The sequence below is a fragment of the Micromonospora sp. GCM10011542 genome (assembly GCF_042650685.1).
Classification (GTDB): domain Bacteria; phylum Actinomycetota; class Actinomycetes; order Mycobacteriales; family Micromonosporaceae; genus Micromonospora.
On sequence record NZ_JBHSBO010000020.1, the window covers coordinates 80,605 to 94,067 of the forward strand.

The 13,463-nt window shown below is 71.7% G+C and carries 10 protein-coding genes; all 10 read left to right on the top strand.

Going from position 1 to position 13,463, the window contains the following annotated elements; all coding sequences use genetic code 11:
* Positions 1–120: 120 nt before the first annotated feature.
* Complete coding sequence (locus ACFOW4_RS06425) at positions 121–1,458, top strand: glycosyltransferase family 4 protein (protein WP_377525384.1); 1,338 nt, start codon at positions 121–123, stop codon at positions 1,456–1,458.
* 142 nt (positions 1,459–1,600) lie between these two features.
* Positions 1,601–3,262, top strand: a complete 1,662-nt coding sequence (locus ACFOW4_RS06430) for a serine/threonine-protein kinase (protein ID WP_377525386.1) — start codon at positions 1,601–1,603, stop codon at positions 3,260–3,262.
* A gap of 101 nt (positions 3,263–3,363) precedes the next feature.
* Positions 3,364–4,173, top strand: coding sequence for a metal-dependent hydrolase (locus ACFOW4_RS06435; protein WP_377525387.1), 810 nt, complete (start codon positions 3,364–3,366; stop codon positions 4,171–4,173).
* Positions 4,170–5,069 carry an amidohydrolase family protein gene (locus ACFOW4_RS06440; protein ID WP_377525389.1) on the top strand — a complete coding sequence of 300 codons (900 nt, stop codon included), beginning with the start codon at positions 4,170–4,172 and terminating at the stop codon, positions 5,067–5,069. Before ACFOW4_RS06435 ends, ACFOW4_RS06440 begins: the two co-directional genes overlap by 4 nt.
* A 334-nt stretch (positions 5,070–5,403) precedes the next feature.
* Positions 5,404–6,453 carry a LacI family DNA-binding transcriptional regulator gene (locus ACFOW4_RS06445; protein ID WP_377525502.1) on the top strand — a complete coding sequence of 350 codons (1,050 nt, stop codon included), beginning with the start codon at positions 5,404–5,406 and terminating at the stop codon, positions 6,451–6,453.
* Between the two features lie 85 nt (positions 6,454–6,538).
* Positions 6,539–7,843 (top strand): ABC transporter substrate-binding protein, encoded by a 1,305-nt coding sequence (locus ACFOW4_RS06450; RefSeq protein ID WP_377525390.1) that lies wholly within the window; start codon positions 6,539–6,541, stop codon positions 7,841–7,843.
* A gap of 70 nt (positions 7,844–7,913) precedes the next feature.
* Positions 7,914–8,885 (top strand): carbohydrate ABC transporter permease, encoded by a 972-nt coding sequence (locus ACFOW4_RS06455; RefSeq protein ID WP_377525392.1) that lies wholly within the window; start codon positions 7,914–7,916, stop codon positions 8,883–8,885.
* Between the two features lies 1 nt (position 8,886).
* The gene (locus tag ACFOW4_RS06460) at positions 8,887–9,768 is read left to right on the top strand and encodes a carbohydrate ABC transporter permease (RefSeq protein WP_377525393.1); all 882 of its coding nucleotides are present in this window, start codon (positions 8,887–8,889) and stop codon (positions 9,766–9,768) included.
* Positions 9,765–11,996, top strand: coding sequence for an alpha-xylosidase (yicI, locus tag ACFOW4_RS06465; protein WP_377525395.1), 2,232 nt, complete (start codon positions 9,765–9,767; stop codon positions 11,994–11,996). Before ACFOW4_RS06460 ends, yicI begins: the two co-directional genes overlap by 4 nt.
* On the top strand, positions 11,993–13,402 hold the full coding sequence (locus tag ACFOW4_RS06470) for a GH1 family beta-glucosidase (RefSeq protein ID WP_377525396.1): 1,410 nt from the start codon (positions 11,993–11,995) through the stop codon (positions 13,400–13,402). Before yicI ends, ACFOW4_RS06470 begins: the two co-directional genes overlap by 4 nt.
* Positions 13,403–13,463: the final 61 nt, after the last annotated feature.

The window sequence follows — 13,463 nt, forward strand, 5'->3', positions numbered from 1 at the left end:
GGCGGTGTCTCCGTTGGTTATCCCGGCCCGGGCAGGATGGGCTCGGATCCAGACGCGACGGCGGGCGCCGGCACCGGTGCCGGTCGGCGCGCGCCCGGGGACGACTCGAAGGGGGCCCGCATGTCGCCCGACGCCCACGTGATCGACATCCATTCCGCCCGGCAGCAGCAGCGGGTGCTCATGCTCTCCTGGGAGTACCCGCCGGTGCTGGTCGGCGGGCTGGGCCGACATGTGCACGCGCTGTCGGTGGCACTGGCCGCCGCCGGTCACGAGGTCACCGTCGTCACCCGGCACGCCGAGGGCGCGCCCCTGGAGGAGTACGCCGACGGCGTACGGATCCTGCGCGCGGCCGAGGACCCGGTGGCCTTTCCACTGGCCACCGGCAGCCTGCTGGCCTGGACCATGGCGTTCAACCACACCCTCACCCGCACGGCGCTGCGGGCCACCGAGGCCGGCTCGTACGACGTCGTCCACGCCCACGACTGGCTGGTCGCGCACACCGCCATCACCCTCGCCGAGCACCTGGACCTGCCGCTGGTCACCACCATCCACGCCACCGAGGCGGGCCGGCACCAGGGCTGGCTGCCCGAGGAGATGAACCGCACCATCCACGGCGTCGAGCACTGGCTCAGCAGCTCCTCGGCCCGGGTGATCACCTGCTCCGGGTACATGCGCGACCAGGTGACCGCCCTGTTCGACGTGCCGGCCGGGCAGGTCGACGTGGTGCCCAACGGCGTCGACGACCGCGCCTGGCGGGCCCGGCCCCGTGCGGTCGCGTCGGCCCGGGCCCGGTTCGCCGCCGACGGCCCGCTGGTCGGGTACGCCGGGCGGCTGGTCTACGAGAAGGGCGTGCAGCACCTGGTGCACGCCGTGCCGCGGCTGCGCGCCCGGCACCCCGGGCTACGCGTGGTGATCGCCGGCGACGGCCCCTTCCGACCGGAACTGGAGGAGGAGACGCGACGGCTCGCGCTCGCCTCGACCGTCCGGTTCACCGGCTTCCTCGACGCCGGTCAACTGCCGGCGGTGCTCGGCGCCACCGACGCCACGGTGGTGCCCAGCCTCTACGAGCCGTTCGGCATGGTGGCGCTGGAGGCGGCGGCCGCCGGCGCTCCCCTGGCCGTGGCCCGCACCGGCGGGCTCGCCGAGATCGTCGAGCCCGGCGTCACCGGGGTGACCTTCCCGCACAGCGACCCGGACGCCCTGGCCGGTGCCGTCGACCAGCTGCTCGGCGACGAGGTCTTCGCCCGGCGGGTGGCGCGGCGGGCCCGCACGATGGTCGGCGAACGCTACGGCTGGGCCACCATCGCGGCCCGCACCGCCGCCAGCTACGCCACCGCACGCCGGGAGCACGGGCCGCTCCAGGCCCGGCGGGCCGCCGCCCAACTGGCCGGCGGGCGTACCCGGATCGCCATTCCCGAGGGCAACCTGCTCGCCGCCGCCGACCACGCCGCCTGCTGACGCAGGGCCCACCCGTACGGTCCCGAACCCGACGGGCCACCGGCCCCGACCGCCAGCTCCCATCGATCGAGGCTGGTCAGCGGATGAGAAATCGGGCATCGGTGGTTATCGTGTAACCCGGGGTGATCGAGGGGGCGCGACCGTGCGGCAGCTGCTGATCGCGGGACGGTACCGGCTGCTCGACCTGGTCGGCACCGGCGGGATGGGCCGGGTGTGGCTGGCCCGCGACGAGATGCTGCACCGTGACGTCGCGGTGAAGGAGGTCGTCCCGCCGTCCTGGCTGGCCGAGCCCGAGCGCGACGAGCTGCGGCTGCGTACGCTGCGCGAGGCGCGCACCGCCGCCCGGCTCAACCACCCCAACGTGGTGCGCATCTACGACGTGGTGCACGACCGGGGGAGCCCCTGGATCGTGATGGAGTACGTACCGTCCCGCTCGGTGCAGCAGATCATCGGCGCCGAGGGTCCGCTGAGCCCGCAGCGGACCGCCCGGATCGGGCTGGCCGTGCTCGCCGCGTTGCGCGCCGCGCACGCCGCCGGTGTGCTGCACCGCGACGTGAAACCGCACAACGTGCTGGTCGCCGACGACGGGCGGGTGGTGCTCACCGACTTCGGGCTGGCCACCTTCGACGGCGGCGAGGGCGTGATGACCGGGCCGGGCAGCGTGCTCGGGTCGCCGCAGTTCGTCGCACCGGAACGGGCCCGGGAGGGCATCTCCAGTCCGCGTACCGACCTGTGGTCGCTGGGCGCCACGCTCTACGCGACGGTGGAGGGAAAATCGCCGTACGCCCGCTCCAGCGCCATGGCGACGCTGAGTGCGCTGGCCACCGAACCGCCGGACCCGATGCGCCGGGCCGGGCCACTGCGCCCGGTCCTCACCGGCCTGCTGCAGCGTGACCCCTGGCGGCGGCTGACCGCCGCCGAGGCGGAACCGCTGCTACGCGCCGTCGCCGCAGACCCTGGCCCGAGCGCCGACAACGACGCGAGCGCCGAGCCGACACGCGCGCGGTCCGCCGCCGTGGCCGCGATCCGCGGCGCGGCTCGGACGGCCGTACCGCCGCATCCCGCGCCCGCCGCGGACCGGCCGGACGCCCCCGGCGAGCCCCCCGCACCGGCGCCCGGACGACCACCCGCCCGGCGGCGCCGACGTCTGTTCGCGATCGGCGGCGCGCTCGCCGCCACCGCCCTGCTCGTCGCGGCGGGCGCTGCGCTGGCACTGAGCAACCGCGACGATGGCCGCCCTCCGCCCTCCGGCTCGGGCGGCGGCGCGACGTCGGCCCGCCCGGCCGCGTTCGCCTGCGCGGCGCCGCCGTCGGCGGCCACCCCGGTGCCGTCGGTGCCCCCGCCGGCCGGCGCCCGGTACCGGCTGCGTAGCGGCTGGACCTGGCACGACGATCCGACCGGCTTCCGGATCGCCGCCCCGATCGGCTGGCTGCGCTGGACGGAGGACGCCGTCACCTGCTTCCGGGAGCCCGGCGCGTCCCGGGTGCTCAGCGTGGAGAGCGGTCCGGCACGCCCCGACCCGGTCGCGCACTGGCGGAGCGAGGAGGCCCGGCTCACCGAGGGCGGGGCACTGGCCGGCTACCGCAAGGTGGACATCTCGGCGCTGAACATCTTCGAGGGCGGGGCGGTCTGGGAGTGCGGTTGGCAGACCGCCGCCGGTAAGCGGGTGCACACCGCACGGCTGCTGGCGAACACCTCGGCGCGCACCGCCTACACCGTCTCGTGGTTGACAGAAGAGTTCGACTGGCAGGTCAACGCGACATACTTCTTGATGATCCGGCAGAGCTTCACACCCGCCCCCTGACACCGTCCGTTGTGGACTGTCCGGATGATGCCCCTGCGGCACCGGCGATGACTACAGTGGCGTAGTTTTGGCGCTCAAGATCCCTGGGGAGGGTGAGCCGAATGATGGGACCGTCGCACGCGCTGTCCGGCGCGGCGGTGTGGCTGGCCGGCTCGTGGGCACTGGACCAGTTCGCCGACTACCACCAGTCGCCGCTCGCGCTGGCGGTGGGCACCGCGGTCTGCGCCGGCGGTGCGCTCTTTCCCGACCTGGACCTCTCCGGCAAGGTGACCCGCAACCAGGGCGGCGCCACCGTGGCACGCACCTTCGGGGTCTTCTCGCTCTTCGTCGCCGAGGTGATGGAGAAGATCTCGCTCGGCGTCTACTACGCGACGAAGCTCAGCAAGGACCCGCGCCGCAACAACGGGCACCGGACGCTCACCCACACGATCCCGTTCACCCTGCTGGTCGGCTGGGGCACCACCGCGCTCTGCGCCGCGTACGGCAAGTGGGCCGTGATCACCATCCTGTTCTTCATGTTCGGGCTGGCCCTGCGCGGCCTGTTCGACGAGTGGGCCGAGCGGGCCGGCTGGGTGATCGTGACCCTCGCGTCGGCCGGCGCGGCCTGGTTCACCTTCGTCAACCTGCCCGGCGGTCGGGGCTATCCGCTGCTCGGCACCGCCGTCGGGGTGGGCTGCTTCGTGCACATCCTCGGCGACATGATCACCCGGGCCGGCGTACCGATCCTCTGGCCGATCCCGATCAAGCGCCGAATGTGGACGATGGTCGGCCTGCCCAACAGCATCGCGCTGCGCACCGGCAGCAAGACCGAGGTGGTCGTGCTGCGCACCGCGCTGACCGTGATCTCGGCGCTGGCCGCCGCCGGCCTGGTCGCACCGTCGGTGTTGCAGCGGTTCAACATCGACATATGACCGAGCCCGACCCGCCGGCCGCCGACGCGGAGGTGCCCGCATTCTGGCGTGGGCTGGGGCTGCCCGGGCTGGCCGACGTGCACGTGCACTTCCTGCCGCCCCGGCTGCTGCGCAAGGTGTGGGCGTACTTCGACGCGGCGGGTCCGCTGGTCGGCACCGAGTGGCCGATCCGCTACCGGTGGAGCGACGCCGACCGGGTCGCCCACCTGGGGCGGCTGGGCGTACGGGCGTTCAGCGCGCTGGCGTACCCGCACCGCCCCGGGATGGCGGTGGAGCTGAACCGCTGGACGCTGGAGTTCGCCCGGGCCACCCCGGGCTGCCTGCCCTCGGCCACCTTCTTTCCGGAGCCGGAGGCACCCAGGTACGTCGAGGCGGCGCTGACCGCGGGCGCCCGGCTGTTCAAGGTGCACGTGCAGGTTGGCGGGTTCGCGCCGACCGACCCCGCGCTGGACCGCGTGTGGGGGATGCTGGCCGACGCCGGCGTGCCGGTGGTGGTGCACGCCGGGCACGCCCCGGTCGGCACCACGTACACCGGCCCGGACCCGTTCGCCGCCCTGCTCGCCCGCCACCCGCGCCTGACCGCCGTCGTGGCGCACCTCGGCGCCCCGGACTACCGGGCCTTCCTCGACCTGGCCGAGGCGTACGAGCAGGTGCGGCTGGACACCACCATGGCGTTCACGCCGTTCTTCGACCGGTTCGTGCCCTTCCCCGCCGACGAACTGCCCCGGCTGCGTGAGCTGGGGCTGGCCGGCAAGGTGCTGCTGGGCAGCGACTTCCCGAACATCCCCTACCCGTACGCCGACCAACTGACCGGCCTGGCCCGTCTCGACCTGGGCGACGACTGGCTGCGCGCGGTCTGCTGGGACAGCGCCGCCGCGCTCTTCGACCTGGCCTGACACTCTCTCGGCAGCCGCCGGGGCAGCGGATCCCCTCCCTGTCTTTGCTCTGCTTCACCCCTACGCATCACCGGCCGTCCGCTGTCCGGGCAGGCGGTGTTGCGGTCGTTGAAGCAGAGCAAAGGGGGCGGACACATACCGGCCGACGTCGGGAGGTGGGCGCAGGGTGGCCGGGCCAGGCCACACCCGGACCGGCCGGAATTCTTCTTGACACCGGCTATTGACGTCGCCGTAACACCTGCCCTAGCGTCTGTCGAAACGCTTCGTCGAAACGCTTCGACGATCATCCGGGAGCGATCCCACCCCTGGCCGGAGGAGGTACGCGGTGCCCACCATGCACGACGTCGCCCGCCTCGCCCGGGTGTCGGTCAGCACCGTCTCGTACGTGCTCACCGGCACTCGACCGATCTCCCAGGCCACCCGGGACAAGGTGCTCGCGGCGATGGCCGAGCTCGACTACCAGCCCAACGCGATGGCCCGCGGCCTGGCCAGCCGGCGCAGTCGGATCCTCGGTCTGCTGATGCCGATCGACGAGCGCGGCCTCGGTGCGACGGAGACGGCCTTCGTAACCGGCGCCGCCGCGGCGGCCAGTGCGGCGGGCTACCACCTGGTGCTCTCACCGGTCGGCGGCGGTGACCTCGACGACCTGCGCCGGCTGGCCAGCCAGCGGATGCTCGACGGCGCGGTGCTGATGGAGGTGCAGCTGGCCGACGAGCGGGTCACCGTGCTCCAGGAGGCCGGCGTCCCGCTGGTGCTGATCGGGCGCACCGGTGACACCGACGGGCTCTCCTACGTCGACATCGACTTCGAGCAGACCGTGCGGGAGGCCGTCGCCCACCTGGTCGGCCTCGGCCACCGGCGCATCGTCTACGTCAACCACTCGGCCGCCACCCTGGCCAGTGGCTACGGCCCGGCCCTGCGTACCCGGGACGCTTTCGTGGCGGCCATGGCCGGCCACGGCCTGGAGCCGCTGATGATCGCGGCCGAGGACAGCGCGGCCGGCGGGCGGGCGGCCCTGGCCACCGCGTTCGCGCGGGCTCCGGAGCTGACCGCCGTGCTCGCCATGAACGAGAACGCGATCTTCGGCATCCTCGGCGGGCTGACCTCCCGAGGGCTGGCGGTGCCCGACGACTTCTCGGTCGTCTCGATGGTCACCTCGCCCCAGGTCGCCGAGCTGGCCACCCCGGCGCTGACCGCCATGACGTCGCCCGGCTCCGCCCTGGGCCGGATCGCGATCGAGGCGCTGCTGCGCCAACTGGACGGGGCGGGCGAAGAGCAGCACCAGCAACTGCTGCCCTGCGCGCTGGAGATCCGAGGTTCGACCGCCGCGCCACGACGACCGGCACCGGGCGCACCCGAGCCGCCGCCGGCCGACGGGGGCTGACCAGCGAAAACGGCCCGCCGCCGCGCTGCAACGCGACGACGGGCCCAGTGCAGTACCGGCTAGATACTCAACGAGGAGGATAGCAATGCAGCGATTCCGCCGGATCGTCGCCGCGATCGCCCTGGCGGCGACCGCGACGACCACCGTGGCCGCGTGCGGCGGCGGCGACAGCGGGGACGACAGCGGGGCCAAGACCCTCAAGCTCTGGCACTACGAGAGCGCCAACAGTGCCATGGGGGTCGCCTGGGACCGGGCGATCGAGATCTTCAAGAGCGAGCACCCGGGTGTCGAGGTGCGCTTCGAGCGCAAGGCGTTCGAGCAGATCCAGCAGAACGCTGGCATGATCATCAACTCGTCCGAGGGTCCGGACATCATGGAGTACAACAAGGGCAACGCCACGGCCGGGCTGCTCTCCTCGCAGGGGCTGCTCACCGACCTCAGCGGTGAGGCCGACAAGCGCGGCTGGGCCGGCAAGCTCAGCCCCAGCCTGCAGACCACCGCCCGCTACAGCGACAAGGGCGTGATGGGCTCGGGCAACTGGTTCGGGGTGCCGAACTACGGCGAGTACGTGACGGTCTACTACAACAAGGACCTCTTCGCCAAGTACGGCGTCCAGGTGCCGACCACGATGGCCGAGATGACCGCCGCGATGGACACCTTCGTGGGCAAGGGCGTCACCCCGCTGGGCATGGCCGGCGCCGAGTACCCGGCCGGCCAGCTCTTCTACCAGCTCGCGCTGGCGAAGGGGAACCGGCAGTTCGTCAACGACTACCAGCTCTACCAGAACCCGGTGGACTTCCACGCCGACCCGCTGAAGTACGGGGCGCAGACCTTCGCCGAGTGGGTGGCCAAGGGCTACGTCGGCAAGAACTCGGCCAGCCTCAAGGCCGAGGACATGGGCACCGCGTTCATCGCCGGCAAGACCCCGATGATCGTGTCGGGTAGCTGGTGGTTCGGCCGGTTCAAGGCCGAGATGAAGGCCAACTGGGACACCTTCCTCTTCCCCGGCAACAGCCTGCAGGCCGGCTCGTCCGGCAACCTCTGGGTGGTTCCGGCGAGCAGCAAGGCCAAGAACCTGGCGTACGACTTCGTCGACATCACCCTGCGCCCGGAGATCCAGAACCTGATCGGCACCAACGGCGGCGTCCCGGTCGCCGGTGATCCGTCGAAGATCAGCGACCCCCGGGACCGCAAGCTGATCGAGAACTTCAACACGGTCAGCGGTCAGGACGGGCTCGCCTTCTACCCGGACTGGCCGGTCCCCGGCTACTACGACGTGCTGGTCTCCGGCTTCCAGGGCCTGCTCAACCGGTCCAAGTCGCCGGACGCGGTACTCGACTCGATCGCCAAGCCGTACCAGGACGGCGTCAAGGAGATCACCGGCAAGTGAGGGTGGCGAGCGGGCGGGGGCGCCCTCCCCGTGAGGACGCGCCCGCCCGCTCCGCCGGGAAGGACCTCCCATGGCACTGTCCGACGCCGTGGCCGCCCCGGAGCGGGCGACCACCTCAGCACCCGCCCCGCCCGCGGGGCGCAGGAAGCGCCGCGGCGACGCCGCGTACTGGCTGTACCTGCTCCCGGGGGCGCTGCTCTTCCTGCTCGTCATCGGCACGCCGCTGGTGGCCACCGGCTACCTGTCGCTGACCAAGTGGTCCGGGATCGGCGACCCGACCTTCATCGGCCTCGACAACTACCGCAACCTCCTGCACGACGAGGTGTTCTGGACGTCGTTCCGCAACACCCTGGCGATGATCGTGGCGATGGTGGTGGTGCCCACCCTGGTCGGGCTGGTGCTCGCCGCGGTGCTCTTCGACACCATCGGCCGCAAGTTCCGTCCGCGTACCGCCGCGGCGCTGCGGGCCGCCTTCTACCTGCCGCAGGTGCTGCCGGTCGTGGTGGCCGGCATCGTCTGGGGCTGGATCCTGCGGCCCGACGGGGCGTTCAACGGGCTACTCCAAGCGGTCGGGCTCTCCTCGCTGCGCCACGACTGGCTCGGCGACCCGGACACCGCGCTGCCCGCCGTGATGGCGGTGATGATCTGGGTGCAGATCGGCTACCCGGTGGTGGTCTTCATGTCCGCGCTGCAACGCGTCGACCCGGAGTTGTACGAGGCGGCCGAGGTCGACGGCGCCGGCTGGTGGCACCGGTTCCGGGCCATCACCATGGCCCAGATCCGGCCGGAGACCTTCGTGGTCGCCCTGACCTGCACCATCGCCGCGATGAAGGTGTTCGGCCCGATCTACGCGCTGACCCGGGGGGGCCCGGAGAACGCGACAAACGTGCCCTCCTACTTCGCCTACTACACGTTCTTCAAGAAGCTGCAGGTCGGCTACGGCTCCGCGATCTCGACGGTGCTCACTCTGATCATCATCGCGGTGAGCGTGCTGTTCATCCGGATGCAGCACCGCAGCGAGCGCCGGGACCGGGGGTTCTGACATGGCCGTGACGACCGTTCCGACCGGCGCGCCGGCCCGCCGGGTGGCCCGCGACCGGCACCACCGTGGCGCGAGCCGCTGGATCGTGCTCGCCGGGGTCACCCTCGGCGCGCTGGTCATGCTGGTGCCGTTCGCGTTCATGCTGCTCAACGCGTTCAAGTCACCCGGCGAGTACTCGTCGAACGGCCCGCTGAGCTGGCCGTCCGAGTTGTACACGCAGGGCCTGCGGACCTACTGGACCCAGGTCGACTTCCCGGTGAAACTGTGGAACTCCGCGCTCATCGCCGGCTCGGTGGCGGTGCTAGGTGTCGCCGTCTCGCTGCTCAACGCGTACGCGCTGGGCATCGGCCGGGTCCGCGGCCGACTCTGGATCGTCGGGCTCTTCCTGCTGGCCAACATGCTGCCGCAGGAGTCGCTGATCTACCCGCTGTACTACATGGCCAAGCAGGTCGGCCTCTACAACACCCAGCTCTCGGTGATCATCATCTTCACCGTCATCCAGAGCGCGTTCGGCACGTACCTGCTCGCCTCGGTGCTCGGCACCTTCCCGCGCTCGCTGCTGGAGGCGGCGGCGCTGGACGGCGCCGGGAAGTGGACCATCCTGTGGCGGGTGGTCTTCCCCAACCTGCGTCCCAGCCTCGCGGTTCTGCTGATCTTCTTCTTCATCTGGACCTGGAACGAGTTCCTCATCCCGCTGGTCATGCTGATCGACAACCGGACGCAGACCATCCCGGTGGCGCTCGCGTCGTTGCAGGGCGACCGGCTGATGGACGCCCCGACCACCAACGCCGGCGCGCTAATCAGCCTGGTGCCGGCCATCGTCTTCTTCCTCATCTTCCAGCGCACCCTGGCGCGCGGCATCACGGCAGGAGCCGAGAAGTGAAGTTCACCGACGGGTACTGGCAACTGCGCCCGGGGGTCAGCGTGCTGCGCCCCGGCACCGTCGAATCGGTCGAGCCGGACGAGCGCGGCTTCACCGTCTTCGCCCCGACAGGGCGGATCACCGGTCGGGGCGACACCCTCAACCGACCGGTGGTCACGGTCCGGTTCTTCTCCCCCGCCCCCGATGTGGTCGGCGTGACCATCGGCCACCACAGTGGCGGGCTGCCGCGGCGGCCGAACTTCGAGTTGAGCGTCGACGACCGGCACCCGGTCACGGTCGACGTCACCGGGATCAGCGCGTCGCTGACCACCGGTGACCTGACCGCCCGGGTCTCCCTGGTCGACGGGTGGCGGGTCGACTTCGCGCACGGCGACCGGGTGGTCACCTCGTCCACCGGGCGCAGCATCGGCGTCGTCACCGACGCCGACGGTCGCACCTACGTGCACGAGCGGCTGGCCCTCGGCGTCGGCGAGACGGTGTACGGGCTCGGCGAGCGGTTCGGCCCGTTCGTGAAGAACGGCCAGACGGTCGACATCTGGAACGCCGACGGCGGTACCGCCAGCGAGCAGGCGTACAAGAACGTGCCGTTCTACCTGAGCAGCGCCGGCTACGGGGTCTTCGTGGACCACCCGGAGCACGTGTCGTTCGAGGTCGGCTCGGAAGTCGTCTCGCAGACCCAGTTCAGCGTCGAGGGGCAGTCCCTGACCTACTACCTCATCGACGGGCCGACCCCGAAGGACGTGCTGCGCCGTTACACCGCGCTCACCGGACGGCCGGCCCGGGTACCCGCCTGGTCGTACGGGCTGTGGCTGTCCACCTCGTTCACCACCTCGTACGACGAGAAGACGGTGACCGAGTTCATCGACGGGATGGCCGAGCGGGACCTGCCACTGTCGGTGTTCCACTTCGACTGCTTCTGGATGCGGCAGTTCCACTGGGTCGACTTCGTCTGGGATCCGGCGACCTTCCCCGACCCGGAGGGGATGCTGCGTCGGCTGCACGAGCGCGGCCTCAAGGTGTGCGTATGGATCAACCCGTACATCGCCCAGCGCTCGTACCTGTTCGAGGAGGGCCGGCAGGCCGGCTACCTGGTCCGCAACCCCGACGGGTCGGTCTGGCAGTGGGACAAGTGGCAGGCCGGCATGGCGCTGGTCGACTTCACCAACCCGGACGCGGTCCGCTGGTTCTCGTCGAAGCTCAAGGCGCTGCTCGACATGGGCGTGGACTGCTTCAAGACCGACTTCGGTGAGCGCATCCCGACCGACGTGGTGTGGCACGACGGCTCGGACCCGCAGCGGATGCACAACTACTACTCCTACCTCTACAACCGGGCGGTCTTCGAGCTGCTGGAGGCCGAGCGCGGCGAGGGTGAGGCGGTGCTCTTCGCCCGCTCTGCCACCGCCGGCGGGCAGCAGTTCCCGGTGCACTGGGGTGGCGACTGCGAGTCGACGTTCGTGGCGATGGCCGAGTCGCTGCGCGGCGGGTTGTCCCTGGCCGCGTCCGGCTTCGGCTACTGGAGCCACGACATCGGCGGCTTCGAGGGCACCCCGGATGCGGCGGTGTTCAAGCGGTGGATCGCCTTCGGGCTGCTCTCGTCGCACTCCCGGCTGCACGGCTCCAGCTCGTACCGGGTGCCGTGGGCGTACGACGACGAGGCGGTGGAGGTGCTGCGGCACTTCACCCGGCTCAAGCTCAGCCTGATGCCGTACCTGGCGGCGGCGGCGCAGGAGGCGCACCGCGACGGCGTGCCGGTGATGCGGCCGATGATCCTGGAGTTCCCCAACGACCCGACCGCCGCGCAGCTCGACCGGCAGTACATGCTCGGCCCGGACGTGCTGGTCGCACCGGTGATGAGCGCCGACGGGCAGGTGACGTACTACGTACCGGCCGGCACGTGGACCCACCTGGTGACCGGTGAGCAGCTCACCGGGCCGGCCTGGGTGACCGAGAAGCACGGCTTCGACAGCGTGCCGGTGCTGGCCCGGCCGGGCGCGGTGATCCCGTTCGGCGCCCGCACCGACCGGCCGGACTACGAGTGGGCCGACGACGTGCGGCTGCGGCTCTACACACCGGTCCAGGGGCAGCGGACCCGGGTCCGCGTCCCGTCGCCCGGGGAGGGCCCCGGCGCCGAGTTCGACGTGCGCTACGAGGATGGGACGGCCAGCGTCGCGCTGGTCGCCGGCGCCTCGTCGGCGTACACCTGTGAGGTCAAGGAGGCACGGCGATGACGGCACACACCTTCCCGGAGAGCTTCGTCTGGGGATCGGCCACGGCGTCGTACCAGATCGAGGGCGCGGCCACCGAGGACGGCCGGGGGCCGTCCATCTGGGACACCTACAGCCACACCCCCGGCCGGACGCTGAACGGCGACACCGGTGACGTGGCCGCCGACCACTATCACCGCTGGCCGGAGGACCTCGGGCACATCGCAGAGCTGGGCCTCGACGCGTACCGGTTCTCCATCGCCTGGCCGCGGGTGCAGCCGGGCGGCTCGGGCGCGTTCAACCGGGCCGGGCTGGACTTCTACTCGCGGCTGGTGGACGGGCTGCTGGAGCGAGGGATCCGCCCGGTGGCCACCATGTACCACTGGGACCTGCCGCAGGAACTGGAGGACGCGGGCGGCTGGCCGGCCCGAGACACCGCGCTGCGCTTCCAGGAGTACGCGGCCGGCATCGTCGGTGCGCTGGGCGACCGGGTGCACACCTGGACGACGCTGAACGAGCCGTGGTGCTCGGCGTACCTGGGCTACGCCTCCGGCGTGCACGCGCCCGGTCGCACCGAGCCCGCGGCAGCCCTGGCCGCGGTGCACCACCTCAACCTGGCGCACGGCCTGGCCGGTCGGGTGGTCCGGGAGCTGGCCCCCGCGGCCGAGCTGTCGGTGACGCTGAACCTGCACGTGATCCGGCCGGCGTCGGACTCGGCGGCGGACACCGACGCGGTACGCCGGATCGACGCGCTGGCCAACCGGGCGTTCCTCGGCCCGATGCTGGACGGGGCGTACCCGGCCGATCTGCTGGCCGACACCGCACCGGTCACCGACTGGTCCTTCGTGCAGGACGGCGACGAGAAGCTGATCGCGGTGCCGCTGGACATGCTCGGCGTGAACTACTACTCCAGCACCCTGGTCCGGGCCTGGGACGGGGTGTCACCCCGCTCCGACGCGGACGGGCACGGCGCCTCGGCGTCCACGCCGTGGGTGGCCGCCGGCGACGTCGACTTCCTGCCCCAGCCCGGCCCGCACACGGCGATGGGTTGGAACATCGACCCGCCGGCGCTAACCGAGCTGCTGCTCCGCCTGCACCGCGAGTACCCGCACCAGCCGATGATGATCACCGAGAACGGCGCGGCCTTCGACGACGTGGTCTCGGCCGACGGCCGCGTCCACGACGACCGACGGATCGACTACCTGCGCCGGCACATCGCCGCCGTGGCGGACGCCCGCGCGCAGGGCGCGGACGTGCGGGGCTACTTCGTCTGGTCGCTGCTGGACAACTTCGAGTGGGGCTACGGCTACGACCGCCGGTTCGGCATCATCCGCGTCGACTACGACACCCAGGTACGCACCTGGAAGGACAGCGCGCACTGGTACCGCCGGCTCGCCGCCACCGGTCGCCTCGACCAGCCGTCGGGCTGACCGACAGACGCCCGCCGAACCGGGGCTGTCGTCGCACGCCGACGACAGCCCACGGTGGGGC